The sequence below is a fragment of the Variovorax palleresanus genome (assembly GCF_051144945.1).
Classification (GTDB): Bacteria; Pseudomonadota; Gammaproteobacteria; order Burkholderiales; family Burkholderiaceae_C; genus Variovorax; species Variovorax paradoxus_S.
The window spans coordinates 2,559,852-2,575,157 of record NZ_JBJNVP010000002.1; the positions used below are offsets into that span (position 1 = coordinate 2,559,852).

At 65.5% G+C, this 15,306-nt stretch carries 15 protein-coding genes; 6 read left to right on the forward strand and 9 right to left on the reverse strand.

Annotated elements, in window-relative coordinates; all coding sequences use genetic code 11:
- Positions 1 to 38 precede the first annotated feature (38 nt).
- Positions 39 to 2,024, forward strand: coding sequence for a monovalent cation:proton antiporter-2 (CPA2) family protein (locus ACJ7Z0_RS15985; protein ID WP_434790600.1), 1,986 nt, complete (start codon positions 39 to 41; stop codon positions 2,022 to 2,024).
- Positions 2,025 to 2,044: 20 nt separating this feature from the next.
- Here ACJ7Z0_RS15985 and ACJ7Z0_RS15990 read toward each other — a convergent pair whose 3' ends face one another.
- Entirely contained in the window at positions 2,045 to 2,545 is a 501-nt protein-coding gene (locus ACJ7Z0_RS15990) for a hypothetical protein (protein ID WP_434790601.1), read from the reverse strand.
- Here ACJ7Z0_RS15990 and ACJ7Z0_RS15995 point away from each other — a divergent pair.
- A complete protein-coding gene (locus tag ACJ7Z0_RS15995) occupies positions 2,544 to 2,999 on the forward strand; it encodes a hypothetical protein (protein WP_434790602.1) in 456 nt (151 codons plus the stop codon). The two genes, ACJ7Z0_RS15990 and ACJ7Z0_RS15995, sit on opposite strands and share 2 nt — an antisense overlap.
- 80 nt (positions 3,000 to 3,079) lie before the next feature.
- Here ACJ7Z0_RS15995 and ACJ7Z0_RS16000 read toward each other — a convergent pair whose 3' ends face one another.
- The 6 genes from ACJ7Z0_RS16000 to rpmH all read right to left on the reverse strand — a co-directional run bounded on the left by ACJ7Z0_RS16000 (position 3,080) and on the right by rpmH (position 7,725).
- Entirely contained in the window at positions 3,080 to 3,541 is a 462-nt protein-coding gene (locus tag ACJ7Z0_RS16000) for a Crp/Fnr family transcriptional regulator (protein WP_431126223.1), read from the reverse strand.
- Positions 3,542 to 3,631: 90 nt separating this feature from the next.
- Entirely contained in the window at positions 3,632 to 5,053 is a 1,422-nt protein-coding gene (gene mnmE / locus ACJ7Z0_RS16005) for a tRNA uridine-5-carboxymethylaminomethyl(34) synthesis GTPase MnmE (protein ID WP_434790603.1), read from the reverse strand.
- Positions 5,054 to 5,130: 77 nt separating this feature from the next.
- Entirely contained in the window at positions 5,131 to 6,819 is a 1,689-nt protein-coding gene (yidC, locus tag ACJ7Z0_RS16010) for a membrane protein insertase YidC (protein ID WP_434790604.1), read from the reverse strand.
- A complete protein-coding gene (gene yidD, locus ACJ7Z0_RS16015; protein ID WP_431126217.1) occupies positions 6,816 to 7,103 on the reverse strand; it encodes a membrane protein insertion efficiency factor YidD in 288 nt (95 codons plus the stop codon). The genes yidC and yidD overlap by 4 nt, the downstream gene beginning before the upstream one ends.
- Entirely contained in the window at positions 7,100 to 7,492 is a 393-nt protein-coding gene (locus tag ACJ7Z0_RS16020; protein ID WP_434790605.1) for a ribonuclease P protein component, read from the reverse strand. The genes yidD and ACJ7Z0_RS16020 overlap by 4 nt, the downstream gene beginning before the upstream one ends.
- A gap of 98 nt (positions 7,493 to 7,590) precedes the next feature.
- Positions 7,591 to 7,725 (reverse strand): 50S ribosomal protein L34, encoded by a 135-nt coding sequence (gene rpmH, locus ACJ7Z0_RS16025; RefSeq protein ID WP_007834827.1) that lies wholly within the window; start codon positions 7,723 to 7,725, stop codon positions 7,591 to 7,593.
- Between the two features lie 320 nt (positions 7,726 to 8,045).
- Here rpmH and dnaA point away from each other — a divergent pair, with 320 nt between their 5' ends.
- The 3 genes from dnaA (at position 8,046) to gyrB (ending at position 13,381) form a co-directional block, all read left to right on the forward strand.
- Positions 8,046 to 9,425 (forward strand): chromosomal replication initiator protein DnaA, encoded by a 1,380-nt coding sequence (dnaA, locus tag ACJ7Z0_RS16030; RefSeq protein ID WP_093020203.1) that lies wholly within the window; start codon positions 8,046 to 8,048, stop codon positions 9,423 to 9,425.
- Between the two features lie 90 nt (positions 9,426 to 9,515).
- A complete protein-coding gene (dnaN, locus tag ACJ7Z0_RS16035) occupies positions 9,516 to 10,622 on the forward strand; it encodes a DNA polymerase III subunit beta (RefSeq protein WP_012745167.1) in 1,107 nt (368 codons plus the stop codon).
- 134 nt (positions 10,623 to 10,756) lie between these two features.
- Entirely contained in the window at positions 10,757 to 13,381 is a 2,625-nt protein-coding gene (gene gyrB, locus ACJ7Z0_RS16040; protein WP_434790606.1) for a DNA topoisomerase (ATP-hydrolyzing) subunit B, read from the forward strand.
- 15 nt (positions 13,382 to 13,396) lie between these two features.
- Here gyrB and ACJ7Z0_RS16045 read toward each other — a convergent pair whose 3' ends face one another.
- A complete protein-coding gene (locus tag ACJ7Z0_RS16045) occupies positions 13,397 to 14,065 on the reverse strand; it encodes a hypothetical protein (protein WP_434790607.1) in 669 nt (222 codons plus the stop codon).
- Between the two features lie 89 nt (positions 14,066 to 14,154).
- The gene (locus ACJ7Z0_RS16050; protein ID WP_431126204.1) at positions 14,155 to 14,430 is read right to left on the reverse strand and encodes a hypothetical protein; all 276 of its coding nucleotides are present in this window, start codon (positions 14,428 to 14,430) and stop codon (positions 14,155 to 14,157) included.
- A gap of 300 nt (positions 14,431 to 14,730) precedes the next feature.
- Between ACJ7Z0_RS16050 and ACJ7Z0_RS16055 the strand changes: the two genes are divergently transcribed.
- Positions 14,731 to 15,252 (forward strand): hypothetical protein, encoded by a 522-nt coding sequence (locus ACJ7Z0_RS16055; RefSeq protein ID WP_431126202.1) that lies wholly within the window; start codon positions 14,731 to 14,733, stop codon positions 15,250 to 15,252.
- The last annotated feature ends 54 nt before the right edge of the window (positions 15,253 to 15,306 follow it).

The following is a 15,306-nucleotide window of genomic DNA, read 5'->3' on the forward strand; positions in this document are numbered from 1 at the left end:
GCACGCCCGGGGCATGGACATTGCTCTAGCATCCGACCATGTCTTCGTTCGATCTCACGCTGATGTATTTGCTGGCCGCGGTGATCGGCGTCGTCGTCTGCCGTTCGCTGAAACTGCCTCCGATGCTCGGCTATCTGACGGCCGGCGTGCTGATCGGGCCCCATGCGCTGGGATTGGCGCACAACTCCGAAGCCATCCTCCACTTGGGCGAGTTCGGCGTGGTGTTCCTGATGTTCGTGATCGGGCTGGAGTTCAGCCTGCCCAAGCTGCGCGCCATGCGCAAGCACGTGTTCGGGCTCGGCCTCCTGCAGGTGCTGCTCACGATGACCATCGCCACCGCCGGTGCGCTCTTGATCGCCTCGCAGCTCCCGCCGGCCTGGCGGCTCGGCTGGCAGACAGCGCTGGCGCTGTCGGGCGCGTTGACCATGAGCAGCACCGCGATCGTGGTCAAGCTGATGGCCGAGCGGCTCGAGCTCGAGAGCGAACACGGCAGGCGCGTGATGGGCGTGCTGCTGTTCCAGGACTTGGCCGTGGTGCCGCTGCTGGTGCTGATACCCGCGCTCGGCGCACCGCCAGAGGCGCTGGCCAAGGCCATCGGGCTGGCCATGGTGAAGGCCACCTTGCTGATCGGCCTGCTGCTTTTCGGCGGTCCGCGCATCATGCGCTGGTGGCTCACCCTGGTGGCCCGGCGGCGCAGCGAGGAACTCTTCATCCTGAACGTGCTGCTGATCACGCTCGGCCTGGCATGGCTCACCGACCTGGCCGGCCTGAGCCTGGCGCTGGGCGCCTTCATCGCCGGCATGCTGGTGTCGGAGACCGAATACAAGCACCAGGTCGAGACCGACATCCGCCCGTTCCACGACGTGCTGCTGGGCCTTTTCTTCATCACCGTGGGCATGTCTCTCGACTGGCACATCGTGGTGGACCGGTGGGCCCTGGTGGCCGTGCTGCTGATCCTGCCGCTGGCCTTCAAGCTCGCGCTGGTGACGGTGCTGGCGCGGGTGCTGGGCGCCACCGCGGGGGTGTCGCTGCGCACCGGCCTGTACCTGGCGCAGGCGGGCGAATTCGGCTTCGTGCTGCTGACGCTGGCCCAGGAGCGCAGCCTGCTGCCGCCCTGGCTCGCCAACCCGGTGCTGGCCTCGATGGTGCTGTCGATGCTCGCGACGCCGTTCATCGTGATGTACGCCAACGCCATCGTGCGCAAGCTGGTGGCAAGCGACTGGCTCCAGCAATCGCTGCAGATGACCAGCATCGCGCGCAAGACCATCAACACCGCGCAGCACGTGATCATCTGCGGCTACGGACGCTGCGGCCAGAACCTGGCGCGCATCCTGGAGCACGAGGGCATTCCGTACATGGCGCTCGACCTCGACCCCGACCGCGTGCGGCAGGCCGCCGCGGCCGGCGATTCGGTGGTGTTCGGCGACGCGGCGCGGCTGCAGGCGCTGATGGCGGCCGGCCTGGCCCGCGCCAGCGCCGTGGTCGTCACTTATCTCGACGTGCCGGGCGCGATGAAGGTGCTGGCCAACACCCGTGCCCACGCGCCGCAGGTGCCCGTGATCGTGCGCACGCAGGACGACCACGACCTTGAAAAGCTGCAGGCCGCGGGCGCGACCGAAGTGGTGCCCGAGGCCATCGAGGGTTCGCTGATGCTCGCGAGCCATGCGCTCGCATTGGTGGGTGTGCCGATGCGGCGTGTGATCCGCGTGGTGCAGGACCAGCGCGATGCGCGCTACAACCTGCTGCGCGGCTACTTCCACGGCGCCGACGACGACAACGCCGACGAGATCGACCATGAGCGGCTCAACACCTTCACCCTCACCCCCGGCGCCCGTGCGGTGGGACAGACCCTGGCGCGACTGGCGCTGGAATCCTTGGGCGTTCGCGTCGCCAGCCTGCGCCGCCATAACGGCCAGGCCCAGGTACTCACCGACGACACGGTGCTGAGCGACGGCGATACCCTCGTGCTGTCCGGCAAACCGGCAGCCCTGGCGGTCGCCATAGAGCGGCTGCAAAAGGGCTAGGACCCTCCCGCGGCGCCGAGCTAGTTGACCAGCGTCGGGTTGCGCTTTTCTTCTTCGATGCGCTGCTGCCGGCGCACGGCCTCGCATTGCGCGTGCGGCTTGTATTCGGGCTTGAGGCACTGCGCGGCCATGCACTGGGCCTTCGCGATGAAATTGCGGTCGCCGCAAATGGCCAGCGGGTCGGTGGGCGCCGAGGGCGCCTGGGACGGCGCCGGCGCCGCGGCGGTTGCAGCCGGAACGGACTCGGGCGCTCCGGCCTGCGACGGTGCCGCGGGTGCGGGCTTGCGCGACTTGCTCACGGCTGCAGGGGCTGGCTTGAGGTTGGCGGCAGGGGCCGTGGTTGCCGCCGCATCGTGCGGCAGGGTTTCCGCGGCCGGCGGCTCCGCAGGCGCAGGTTCGGGCACTGCCGCCGGTGGCTCCATCGACGGCACGGGCGGCACGGCGGGCGCAGCGGGTTTGGCGATTTCGACTTCTTCGTCCGGCTGGTCCGCTCCGTAGCCGCGCCAGCCCGCAGCGACCATGACGAGCCCCGCCGCCAGCAACAGCAACCAGAGCCAGAAGCCGCGGGAGCGCCACGGCTTTCGGGGCTCGGCACGGGGCGGCCGCGGCGTCCTGGGCTTGGAAGACTTCCTTGCCCGAGGTTCCCGCGGCGGCGACGGCGGGCGCCTCAGGCGGCCCAACGCGGCAATGAGGGTCTTCTCATCCGCCAGCGTTGCGGTGCCCGCAGACGACGCCGTGGATGCGGCCGGCACGCCGGTCTCGAAGAGCCCGCCGGGGATCGTGGGTGCGCGCAGTTGCGCGGGCGCCGTGGTGGCCCACTCGCGCTCCGACCGGCTGCGGGGAGCGGGAGACGGCGAAATCGGCATGGGTGCGGCGGGCGCCAGCTTGCCGCCGCAGCTCTTGCAGAAATTCGCGCCCTCGCGGTTTTCCATGCTGCAGACCGGACAGATCAAGGCCATTTCGACTGACTTCTAGGGAACGGGGAACGATTTTCTGGAACGGACCGCGGCGTGCTGCCACGGTTTGCACTTCATGCGGAATGGCCGGATGGAGGCTCAGGTGACCGCGACGCGCTTGGACCGGTGTGCCATGCGCTTGGCGATCACCGCGCCAAGACCCATGGCGATTTCGAGTGCCAGGTTGGGCTGCCGATTCGACATTTCCAGGAAGCGGACCGCCGTGAGCCGCCATACGCGCCCCGCACCGGTGACCACCACGTTGGCCGAATGCGGTTCGCGCGAGAAGAAAGAACCTTCGCCCACCACCGACCCCGGCATGAGCACGGCCAGCTTCATCTGTTCCTTGCTGCTCACGCGGTGCACGCTGATGGCGCCGCTCTCGAGAAAGTACACCGAGCGGTCGTGCGTGCCCTGCTCGATGAGAACGTCGCCAACGCCGGTCGTGATGGGCTGCAGATAGCCCGCCAGCGTTTCCCACTGTTGTACGTTCAGCGTCAACGCAAAGGCGTCGGTGCTGTTGTTGTCCGCGATGGCGCGGCTCAGGTTCTGGATGGACATGCTTTTCTCAACCCCCGCATCTGTGCCGGAGTATCCGCGAAGGGCGCGGTTTTCGGCTACAACTCTTTACGGTTTTCGGAGGGGCTGTCTCTATTTGCCGATACAGAAGCGCGAAAAGATGACTCCCAGCAAGTCGTCGGCGCCGAACTCGCCGGTGATTTCGTTCAGCGCGTTCTGCGCCAGGCGCAGTTCCTCGGCCAGCAGGTCGAGCAGTTGCGCCTGCGCTGCCAGATGGATCGCGGCCAGCGTCAGGTGCGTTTCGACCCGGGCCAGCGCCTGCACGTGGCGCGCACGCGCCAGGTAGACCCCCTCGGGCACGGCCTGCCAGCCGGCCATGGCCAGCAGTTGCTCGCGCAGCGCTTCGATGCCGAGGCCGGTCTTGGCGGACAGGGCGATGCCCTGGGCCGTACTCGCACCTGCACTCGCCATAGGCGCGGCGTCCTGCTTGTTCCACACATCGAGCACCGGCACGCTCGCGGGCAGCTTCTGCCGCAGGCTGCGCAAGATCTCGGCGTCGGCGGCGACGTAGTCGGGCAGGCCGGCGCGCGTCAGGTCGTGCAGGAACAGCACCGCGTCGGCGCTTTCGATCTGGCCCCAGGCGCGTGCAACGCCGATCTGTTCGACCTCGTCGCTGCTTTCGCGCAGGCCCGCCGTGTCGGCCACGTGCAGCGGCACGCCGTGGATCTGGATGGTCTGCGAGACCACGTCGCGCGTGGTGCCCGCCACCGCGCTCACGATGGCCAGTTCGGCACCCGCCAATGCATTGAGCAGCGAACTTTTGCCTGCATTGGGCTGGCCCGCGATCACCACCTTGATGCCCTCGCGCAGCAGTGCCCCCTGCTTGGCGCGCTGCTGCACCGCAGCCAATTGCACCTGGAGTCTCGCGAGCTGCCCAGCCGCGTCGGCTTTCTGGAGAAAGTCGATCTCCTCCTCGGGAAAATCGAGAGTGGCTTCGACCAGCATGCGCAGATGGATCAATGCATCGCGCAGCGTGTGGATCTCGCGCGAGAACGCGCCCGAGAGCGAGCGCCCGGCGCTGCGCGCGGCCGCCTCGGTGCTGGCGTCGATCAGGTCGGCAATGGCCTCGGCCTGGGCCAGGTCGATCTTGCCGTTCAGGAAGGCGCGCTGGCTGAACTCGCCCGGCTCGGCCACGCGCAGGCCGGGCAGGCGCGGGCGGCCGGTGACCGGATCGGCCTGGGCGGCGGCTTCGAGGCAACGTGCCAGCAAAAGCTGCAGCACCACCGTTCCGCCGTGGGCTTGCAGCTCGAGCACGTCTTCGCCGGTGAACGAATGGGGCGAGGGAAAGTGGATTGCCAAGCCGTGGTCGACCGGTTCACCGGCCGCGTCGCGGAACGGGAGATAGGTGGCTTCGCGCGGCTTCAGCGGCCGGCCGCAGAGGGCCTCGATCAGCGGCGCGAGCCGGGCACCGGACACGCGCACGATCCCGACGGCCCCGCGCCCCGAGGCGGTGGCGACGGCGACGATGGGATCGGTGGTGCGGGCGAAGGTCATGGAAACACGATTCTTTCAGCAAAAAGGCAAAGGGCCGCGGATGCGGCCCTTTGCGTGGGTGGCTAAGGCCGCTGTGCTTACTTGCCCAGCACGCCCAGCCGCTTGTTGATGAACCACTGCTGCGCAATCGACAGCACGTTGTTGGTGATCCAGTAGAGCACCAGGCCGGCCGGGAAGAAGATGAACATCACGCTGAACGCGAGCGGCATGATCCACATCAGCTTGGCCTGCATCGGATCGGGCGGCGTCGGGTTGAGCCAGGTCTGGAACAGCGAGGTGAGCGTCATCACGATCGGCAGGATGTACCAGGGATCGGGTGCCGACAGGTCGGTGATCCAGCCGATCCACGGTGCGTGGCGCATTTCGACCGACGACAGCAGCACCCAGTAGAGCGCAATGAACACCGGGATCTGGATCACGATCGGGAAGCAGCCGCCCATCGGGTTGACCTTTTCGGTCTTGTAGATGCGCATCATCTCCTGCTGCATTTCTTGCGGCTTGTCCTTCAGCCGCTCGCGCATTTCCATGATCTTGGGGTTGATGGCCTTCATCTTGGCCATGCTGGCGTAGGCCTTGGCGTTGAGCCAGTAGAAGGCCGCCTTCAGCAGCACCACCAGCGCCACGATGGCCCAGCCCCAGTTGCCCAGCATGCCGTGCAGCTGGTTCAGCAGCCAGTACAGCGGCTTGGAAATGATCGCGAAGATGCCGTAGTCCTTGACCAGGTCCAGGCCCGGCGCAATGGCTTCGAGCTTCTTTTCTTCTTCAGGGCCCGCGAACAGCGCGCTGTTGACCACCTGGGTCTGGCCCGGGGCGATCTTCGGCAGCGTGGCCACCATGGCCACGGTGAAGAGGTTGCCGCCCAGATCCTTCACGCGGAATTCGCGCTTGAGCTGTTCGCTGGCCGGGTCGCCCTTGAGCAGCCAGGCCGACACGAAGTAATGCTGCACCATGGCAATCCAGCCGTCGTTGGCGGGCGGCGGCGGCTCGATCTTGCCCTTGGCGATGTCCGAGAAGTCGAGCTTGTGGAACTTCTTCTCGTTGGTGTACGCGGCCGGGCCGGTGAAGGTGTTGGTGCCGAACATCGTGCCGGCGGCCACCGTGCCGTGGCGCAGCAGCTGCATGTAGAGCTGCGCGTCGCGCGGCTGGTCGCTTACGTTGACGACCTCGTGGCGCACGCCGATGGTGTAGTCGCCGCGCTTGAACACATAGGTCTTGACGTACTTCAAGCCGCCCGAGGGCGCGCTTTCGAAGCTCACTTCGAGCGTGTTCTGGCCTTCGGCCATTTCGCGCGGACCCGGCTTCGGCGCCATCGGCGTCAGGTGGTTGGGGAAGGGTTCACCGGTCTGGCTCAGCAGGCCGGTCTGCGCCACGTATTGGGTGGCGGGCGAATCGCTCTCGAACAGGACGACGTGCTTGGTGCGGTCGGCTTCTTCGTACTTCAGCAGCTCCAGGTAGTTGACCGTGGCGCCTTCGCTGTCGATCACTGCCTTGAAGAGATCGGTGGTCACGCTGACCCGCTCGCGCGGCGCGGCCGGGGCGGCCTGCGTGGGCACGGCGCCCGCAGTGCCGCCGGTGGCGGACGCGGCGGCTGGCACGCCGTTGCTGGCGGCCGGCGTGCTGCCCGCTGGCGCGGAAGCCACGGCAGCCGGCTTGCTCGACGGCAGGAAGGTCGGCTTGTTGCCGTTGAAGACCTGCCATTGGTCCCACAGCAGCACCAGCGAGAAACCAAAAATCACCCACAGGATCGTGCGGCGTATATCGTTCATGACGAAGACTTCTTGTCGGAGGAGAGAAGAGACGAAAACAGCGAGCCTGGCTTGCCAGTGCGACGCTGTGATTTCGGTGGAACCGGATCGTGCCCGCCCTGGCACCAGGGTTGGCAGCGCGCGATGCGGTGCAGGGTGAGGTAACTGCCCTTGAGAGCGCCGTGGACTTCGAGCGCCTCGATCGAATAGACGGAGCAGGTCGGCTCGAAGCGGCACGACTGCCCGAGCCAGGGGCTCAGCAGCAGGCGATAGCCTTTCACGAGGCCGATCAGCAAGCGCTTCATGACGACGGGGCAGAGGAGCGCGCGGCCCGCGCCAGCAGGTGCTGGAGTTCGGCGCGCACGGCGGCCTTGAGCTTGTCCGAGGAGGCGCTCACGAATTCCTTGCGGTCAAATCCCGCGCGCAGCCGCACCACGTGCGCCGCACGGGGCAGGCCCGCATCGGGTGCGGCGCTCACGGTATAGATCTGACGCTTGATGGCGTTGCGCGTGACCGCGCGGCGCGCCCAGCGCTTGGGCACCATGGCGCCCAGCCAAACATCGTCGGACGCGAACAAAGGCTGCGCGCTCGACGAATCGAGCGCGCAGCGATGCAATGCGAAATGAGCAGTGCGCGCCACGGTGGCACCTGCGAGGACGGCCTGGAACTGCGCGCGGGTCTTGAGCCGCTGCATGGAAGCCGGGCCGCTTGCGTTGTCGCTGGTCGGGCCAGAAGTACTGGCGGCGAAAGCTGGCGCTGGCGGCTCGGCGGCTGGCAACGGCAGAACTGCCGTCAGACGGCCAGGCGCTTGCGGCCCTTGGCGCGGCGTGCGTTGATGACGGCACGGCCGCCACGGGTCTTCATACGGACCAGAAAGCCGTGGGTACGGGCGCGGCGGACTTTGGAAGCTTGGTAAGTGCGTTTCATGATGAGATTTCCTGCTGATTCCCCCGATATCCGCGATGTCCCCTATGAAGCCATGAAGGCCATATTGGACATGCGAGCGCTGGGAGCGTTTTTCGGATGACCCCCGAAAGACGCAATGAGGTTTTCAGGGAAACCCGCAATTATCGCAAACATTCGGCCCAACACCAAACATCGAGCAACTTTGCGGGCCTTTGCCGGGTGCACCCGGGGATGTGGATAAGGTTTTGACAAGTTAGAATGCGGGCCGCCTTGCAGCGGAGCATATCCACAACACATATACCAAAAAATGGCCGCGGGACTCACCACTTTTTCAAGCACCCATGTCGACTGACGGCATCGGTGAGAGCCTCTGGCAGGCTTGCGTCGACCAGCTCGCGCAGGAGCTGTCCGAGCAGCAGTTCAACACCTGGATCAAACCCCTGACGGCGCAGGTCGCGGACGACCTTTCGCGCATGACGGTGTTCGTTGCCAACCGCTTCAAGCTCGACTGGATCCGGGCCCAGTATGCGGGCAAGATTGCCGCCATGGCCGAGAAGATGTACGGCCAGCCGGTTGCAGTTGAGTTAGCGCTCGCTCCGCGCGAAGCACCCGTGCGCTCTACACCCGTTGCCGTTCTGGCCGAAACCGACGTGCCGCGCGACGTGGCCGGGCCGGGCGAGGAACCGGCGGCCGCCGGCTTCAAGAACCGCCTCAATTCGGGCCTGACCTTCGACACCTTGGTGGAGGGCACGGCCAACCGCATGGCGCGCGCCGCGGCCATGCACGTGGCCGGCATGCCGGGCCACCTGTACAACCCGCTGTTCATCTACGGCGGCGTCGGCCTGGGCAAGACCCACCTGATGCACGCTGTGGGTAACCGGCTGCTCGCAGACCGTCCGGATTCCAAAGTTCTCTACATCCATGCCGAGCAGTTCGTCTCGGATGTGGTCAAGGCCTACCAGCGCAAGACTTTCGACGAATTCAAGGAGCGCTACCACTCGCTCGATCTGCTCTTGATCGACGATGTGCAGTTCTTTGCCAACAAGGACCGCACGCAGGAAGAATTCTTCAACGCGTTCGAAGCCCTGCTGGCCAAGAAGTCCCACATCGTGATGACCAGCGACACCTATCCGAAGGGCCTGGCCGACATCCACGAGCGCCTGGTGTCGCGCTTCGATTCGGGCCTCACCGTCGCCATCGAGCCACCCGAGCTCGAAATGCGGGTGGCCATCCTGATCAACAAGGCGCGCGCCGAATCGGCCGAAATGCCGGAAGAGGTGGCCTTCTTCGTCGCCAAGAACGTGCGCTCGAACGTGCGCGAGCTCGAAGGCGCGCTGCGCAAGATCCTGGCGTACTCGCGCTTCAACCAGAAGGAAATCTCGATCGCCCTGGCGCGCGAGGCGCTGCGCGACCTGCTGTCGATCCAGAATCGGCAGATCTCGGTCGAGAATATCCAGAAGACGGTGGCCGACTATTACAAGATCAAGGTCGCCGACATGTACAGCAAGAAGCGCCCGGCCAGCATCGCGCGGCCCCGGCAGATCGCGATGTACCTGGCCAAGGAGCTCACGCAAAAGAGCCTGCCTGAAATCGGCGAGCTGTTCGGCGGGCGCGACCACACCACGGTGCTGCACGCGGTGCGCAAGATTTCGGGCGAGCGCCAGCAGCTCACCGAACTCAACCAGCAGTTGCACGTGCTCGAGCAAACGCTCAAGGGCTGACCGCGAATGTCATCAAGAATGCGCCTCGCAACAGCGGAGAATGGCGTCTTACAAGCGGATTCAAAGAGATAAAGAGAAGAGGAAGAAGACATGATCGTTTTGAAGGCAACCCAAGACAAAGTCCTCGCCGCGCTGCAATCGGTGGCGGGCATCGTGGAACGGCGCCATACGCTGCCGATCCTCGCCAATGTGCTGATCCGCAAGACCGGCGGTCAGCTTCAGCTGACCACCAGCGATCTCGAGATCCAGATCCGCACCACGGCCGAACTCGGCGGCGATGAAGGCAACTTCACCACCACCATCGGCGCGCGCAAGCTCATCGACATCCTGCGCACCATGCCGGCCGACCAGACCGTGAGCCTCGAATCGAGCGCGAGCAAGCTGGTGCTCAAGGGCGGCAAGAGCCGCTTCACGCTGCAGTCGCTGCCGGCCGAAGACTTTCCGCTGGTGCAGGAAGCCGCCAACTTCGGCCCCGTGTTCAGCGTGCCGCAAAAAACGCTGAAGGACCTGCTCTCGCAGGTCTCGTTTGCCATGGCCGTGCACGACATCCGCTATTACCTGAACGGCATCCTGTTCGTGGCCGAAGGCAAGCAACTGAGCCTGGTGGCCACCGACGGGCACCGCCTGGCTTTTTCGTCGGCCACGCTCGACGTCGAAGTGCCGCGCCAGGAAGTCATTCTTCCGCGCAAGACCGTGCTTGAAATGCAGCGCCTGCTGTCGGACGCCGAAGGCGCCATCGAGATGCAGTTTGCCAACAACCAGGCCAAGTTCAGCTTCGGTGGCATGGAGTTCGTCACCAAGCTGGTCGAGGGCAAGTTCCCCGACTACAACCGCGTGATTCCCAAGAACCACAAGAACAGCGTCACGCTCGGCCGCGCCCCCCTCCTGGCCAGCCTGCAGCGCACCGCCATCCTGACAAGCGAGAAGTTCAAGGGCGTGCGGCTCAACATCGAGCCCGGCACCCTGCGCATCGCATCGAACAACGCCGAGCAGGAAGAAGCGCAGGACGAACTCGACATCGACTACGGCGGCGACGCCATCGAGATCGGCTTCAACGTCACCTACCTGATCGACGCCCTGTCCAACATGGACCAGGACATGGTCAAGCTGGACCTGGCCGACTCCAACAGCTCCGCCCTTTTAACCATCCCCGAGAACGCATCCTTCAAATATGTCGTGATGCCGATGCGAATCTAGAAGACAGAAAACACAGCGCCTTGCGCAGACAGCCCGCGGCCCTCCGCGGGTTTGCGCTTTCAAGAGGCCGGAAAAACAGGCTCCCAGAGCCCGAAAAATCCCGTGAATGCCGTGAGAGATAGAGGAATATCCGAATGAGTGCAGAAGAGAACAAGCCCGAAGTGCCCCACACCGAACCGGTCTACACCCCCGAGATCGAGAGTGCGGTGCCGATCGAGATCACGCCCGCCGACACCAGCTACGGCGAAGGCTCGATCACGATCCTCGAAGGGCTCGAGGCGGTGCGCAAGCGCCCCGGCATGTACATCGGCGACACCTCCGACGGCACGGGCCTGCACCACCTGGTGTTCGAAGTGGTCGACAACTCCATCGACGAAGCACTGGCTGGCCACTGCGACGACATCGTCGTCACCATCCACAGCGACAACTCGATCTCCGTCACCGACAACGGCCGCGGCATTCCGACCGGCGTGAAGATGGACGACAAGCACGAGCCCAAGCGCTCGGCGGCCGAAATTGCGCTCACCGAACTGCACGCGGGCGGCAAGTTCAACCAGAACAGCTACAAGGTCTCGGGCGGCCTGCACGGCGTGGGCGTGAGCTGCGTGAACGCGCTGAGCGTGAAGCTGCGCCTGATCGTGCGCCGCGAAGGCAAGATCCACGAACTCGAATTCAGCCGCGGCTTCGTGCAGAACCGTTTGCTCGAGACCGTGAACGGCTTCGAGGTGTCGCCCATGAAGGTCATCGGCGACACCGACAAGCGCGGCACCGAGGTGCACTTTCTGCCCGACACCGAGATCTTCAAGGAAAACGCCGATTTCCACTACGAGATCCTGAGCAAGCGCCTGCGCGAGCTGAGCTTTCTGAACAACGGCGTGCGCATCCGTCTGCACGACGAACGCACCGGCAAGGAAGACGACTTCTCGGGCGCCGGCGGCGTGCGCGGCTTCGTGGAGTTCATCAACAAGGGCAAGACCGTCCTGCATCCGAACTCGTTCTATGCCGCTGGCGAAAAGCCGGCCGACACCTACGGCGGCATCCCGGGCACGCACATCGGCGTTGAAGTGGCCATGCAGTGGAACAGCGGCTACAACGAGCAAGTCCTCTGTTTCACCAACAACATTCCCCAGCGTGACGGCGGCACCCACCTCACGGGCCTGCGCGCCGCGATGACCCGCGTCATCAACAAGTACATCGAAGAGAACGAGTTCGCCAAGAAGGCGAAGGTCGAAGTCACCGGCGACGACATGCGCGAAGGCCTGTGCTGCGTGCTGAGCGTGAAGGTGCCCGAGCCCAAGTTCTCGAGCCAGACCAAGGACAAGCTGGTGTCCAGCGAAGTGCGCGCCCCGGTCGAAGACATCGTCGGCCGCCTGCTCACCGACTACCTGCAGGAGCGCCCGAACGACGCCAAGATCATCTGCGGCAAGATCGTCGAGGCCGCCCGCGCCCGCGAAGCCGCACGCAAGGCCCGCGAAATGACGCGCCGCAAGGGCGTGCTCGACGGCATGGGCCTGCCCGGCAAGCTGGCCGACTGCCAGGAAAAAGATCCCGCACTCTGCGAGGTCTACCTGGTGGAGGGCGACTCCGCCGGCGGTTCCGCCAAGCAGGGCCGCGACCGGAAGTTCCAGGCCATCCTGCCGCTGCGCGGCAAGATCCTGAACGTCGAAAAGGCGCGCTACGAGAAGCTGCTCACCAGCAACGAAATTCTCACCATGATCACCGCTTTAGGCACCGGCATCGGCCGCGCCGGCGCCACCAGCGCGGGCGGCGGGGCGGACGACTTCAACGTTGCCAAGCTGCGCTACCACCGCATCATCATCATGACCGACGCCGACGTCGACGGCGCCCACATCCGCACGCTGCTGCTCACGTTCTTCTACCGGCAGATGCCAGAGCTGGTCGAGCGCGGCCACATCTACATCGCGCAGCCGCCGCTTTACAAGGTGAAGGTCGGCAAGGAAGAGCAGTACCTGAAGGACGGCCCCGCGCTCGACGCCTTCCTGCTCAAGGTGGCCCTGAAGGACGCGAGCATCGAGACCGGCGGCCCCAACTCGACCACGCTCACCGGCGATACCCTGGCCGAACTGGCGCGCAAGCACCAGCTGGCCGAAGCCGTGATTGCGCGGCTGCGCAACTTCATGGATGCGGAGGCGCTGCGCGCCATTGCCGACGGCGTGGCGCTCGACCTCGACACCACCCCCGCGGCCGAAGCCTCGGCCGTGGCGCTGCAGGCCAAGCTGCGCGAACTCAACACCACCGGTGTGCCGGCCGAAGTGAGCAGCGAATTCGATGCCCGCACCGACAAGCCGCTGCTGCGCATCAGCCGCCGCCACCACGGCAACATCAAGAGCAGCGTGCTCACCCAGGACTTCGTGCACGGCGCCGACTACGCCGCGCTCGCCGAAGCCGCCAACACCTTCCGCAACCTGCTGAGCAGCGACGGCGCCACCGTCCGCCGCGGCGAAGGCGAACGCGCCAAGGAAGAAAAAGTGGCCGACTTCCGCATCGCCATGAAGTGGCTCATCGGCCAGGCCGAAAACGCCACCTCGCGCCAACGCTACAAGGGCCTGGGCGAAATGAACCCCGCACAGCTGTGGGAAACCACCATGGACCCGACCGTGCGCCGCCTGCTGCGCGTGCAGATCGACGACGCCATCGAGGCCGACCGCGTGTTCACGATGCTGATGGGCGACGAGGTGGAGCCGCGGCGCGAGTTCATTGAGCAGAACGCGCTGCGGGCGGCGAATATTGACGTTTGATTGATTGATTAGCGATCAGCGGCAGCCCAGCCGGAACTGTTGGTCCCGCGCTTGCTGCCTCTCGTTGCGCAGCCGGTCTTGCGTAGCCATGCCGTGCGGCTGCCGCCCCATCGTGTCGAGCCACTTGATGTGCGCTTCGAGTGCGCTGCACTCGCCCGCCTGCATGTTGTTGCCCGCACTCTGAGCCACCTGGCGTTCATACGATTGCTGCTGCTGCGCCGCGAGCGCCGCATTGCTCCGGTTCGACGCCTCCCGCGCCTCGACGCTCATTCCATCCGCCAGATTCAGATCGCGCCGCAGCCGCACCGTAGTGGCGACCGAGCCTGCCGGGCAGAGGCCATCCGAATAGGTAGCCTTGCCTGACGCACTCACGCACTTTGCGACCTCGACGGTCCCCGGCGCAGCAGAACGATCCGGTTGGACCGCGGAAGACGGTGGCGATGGGACACGCCCGGTCGTCGGCGATGGGACCGGCGGAGAGGGCAGGGCAGAAGGCGCCTTGGGTCTGAGCGCGGCGCGTTGCGCCAACAGCCATTCAGCGCCGCAATAGACCCCGAACATCAGCAAGCCCGACAGCCCGACCCACATCAGCCAGTGGCGCTCCCGCGTGGGGCGCAAGCCGCGCTCCCATTCCGTCATCGCGTTGCGGCTGTCGTGCAGCGGGTCGCGATGGTCGGAATTCATGAAGGCCGAGTATCCCCGCTTCGCTGGCTGTTTCGCCAACGAACGGCCCGGCGCTTCACCAGTAGCAGCCGATCAATGCAATGCGAGACTCAGATTGACCGATGCACGCGAGTGCCGCTCCTGCCGCCCTGCATCATTCGCGCTGCGCGGGCCACGCGGGCCAGCCCGCCCGTCCCGCTCGCCGCGCGGCCGACCAGCGCACCGCCCGCCGCGCCTGCCAGCACACGGCGCATCAGCGAGCGGCTGCTTCCCGCCTTCAGCAGCAGCAAGAGGCCTGCTCCGAGCACAGCCAAGTGCTCGCCCGGAATCCCGCGGCGCTGGGCATCCATCTTCTTGATTGCGTCGATCTTCGATCCGATGGTCATTTGAAAGCTCCTTTTCTGTACGAACTTCTTCATAACCAACGAGGCGGTGCACCGCTGTAGGCGCCGATCACGTGCGCCGCGTCGGATCGGGCGCACACAGAGGGCGTCTCAGGGTTTTCATAGGTAGGACGGTGCAAAACCGCGCAGATACCCGTCACACAATCGTCATGAGCTATTAAAACAATAGCGTTCAGCAGGTCGCCGAGGATCGTTCCTCGTAAACGCTATATCTAGCCCGACTCTTGCTAAGCAAAATCCTCGACGGATTTCACGTCACCCATGATCGAGGACATCGAAGCAATGAACCTTATGCGTCTCCGGCAGCCGATGGCTGCGTTGGTACTGGGCGGCACAGCAGCATTCTTCGGGGCGATGACCACATCGGCCCACGCGTTCTCGAACCCGCCCATCCAGATGGCGCAGGGCGTCGAATACATGTGCGGGGGCACGAGCAAGGACGAAGCCGCTTTCATGCAGATGGTCTCGCCGCGCTGGGCGGCCACGCTCGAGTTCGGCGTCAACGACAGCGCGCAAAAGGGCAATTTCCCCGCGCGGGCTGCGGTCCAGGTGCGCGAAAAGTACACGGGCCGCCCGGTGATGGAAGCCCAGTCGCAAGGGCCGTACATGCTGACACGGCTCGACCCGGGCGCCTACGACGTGAACGTCACGCTTGGCGGCCTCACGATCACGCAGACGCTGACGGTGATCGCCGGCGTGCCGGCACGCGCCGTGTTCATGTGGCCGTCGAATTTCGACATGGCCTCAGTGCTGCCGCCTGCAGCGCAGACCCAGGCGTTCGCGCAGACCTCCGCCGCCCGCTGAGCATCCTCCGCCCTTCGGCTGGCGCCGGGGCCCGGATCCCTTGTTAAGCCTTGT

Excerpts from the sequence above, each read along its gene's own strand:
- ACJ7Z0_RS15985 (WP_434790600.1), top strand. The coding sequence starts at position 39 with ATGTCTTCGTTCGATCTCACGCTGATGTATTTGCTGGCCGCGGTGATC.
- ACJ7Z0_RS15995 (WP_434790602.1), top strand. The coding sequence starts at position 2,544 with ATGACGAGCCCCGCCGCCAGCAACAGCAACCAGAGCCAGAAGCCGCGG.
- ACJ7Z0_RS15990 (WP_434790601.1), bottom strand. The coding sequence starts at position 2,545 with ATGGTCGCTGCGGGCTGGCGCGGCTACGGAGCGGACCAGCCGGACGAA.
- ACJ7Z0_RS16000 (WP_431126223.1), bottom strand. The coding sequence starts at position 3,541 with ATGTCCATCCAGAACCTGAGCCGCGCCATCGCGGACAACAACAGCACC.
- mnmE (WP_434790603.1), bottom strand. The coding sequence starts at position 5,053 with ATGACCTTCGCCCGCACCACCGATCCCATCGTCGCCGTCGCCACCGCC.
- yidC (WP_434790604.1), bottom strand. The coding sequence starts at position 6,819 with ATGAACGATATACGCCGCACGATCCTGTGGGTGATTTTTGGTTTCTCG.
- yidD (WP_431126217.1), bottom strand. The coding sequence starts at position 7,103 with ATGAAGCGCTTGCTGATCGGCCTCGTGAAAGGCTATCGCCTGCTGCTG.
- ACJ7Z0_RS16020 (WP_434790605.1), bottom strand. The coding sequence starts at position 7,492 with ATGCAGCGGCTCAAGACCCGCGCGCAGTTCCAGGCCGTCCTCGCAGGT.
- rpmH (WP_007834827.1), bottom strand. The coding sequence starts at position 7,725 with ATGAAACGCACTTACCAAGCTTCCAAAGTCCGCCGCGCCCGTACCCAC.
- dnaA (WP_093020203.1), top strand. The coding sequence starts at position 8,046 with ATGTCGACTGACGGCATCGGTGAGAGCCTCTGGCAGGCTTGCGTCGAC.
- dnaN (WP_012745167.1), top strand. The coding sequence starts at position 9,516 with ATGATCGTTTTGAAGGCAACCCAAGACAAAGTCCTCGCCGCGCTGCAA.
- gyrB (WP_434790606.1), top strand. The coding sequence starts at position 10,757 with ATGAGTGCAGAAGAGAACAAGCCCGAAGTGCCCCACACCGAACCGGTC.
- ACJ7Z0_RS16045 (WP_434790607.1), bottom strand. The coding sequence starts at position 14,065 with ATGAATTCCGACCATCGCGACCCGCTGCACGACAGCCGCAACGCGATG.
- ACJ7Z0_RS16050 (WP_431126204.1), bottom strand. The coding sequence starts at position 14,430 with ATGACCATCGGATCGAAGATCGACGCAATCAAGAAGATGGATGCCCAG.
- ACJ7Z0_RS16055 (WP_431126202.1), top strand. The coding sequence starts at position 14,731 with ATGAACCTTATGCGTCTCCGGCAGCCGATGGCTGCGTTGGTACTGGGC.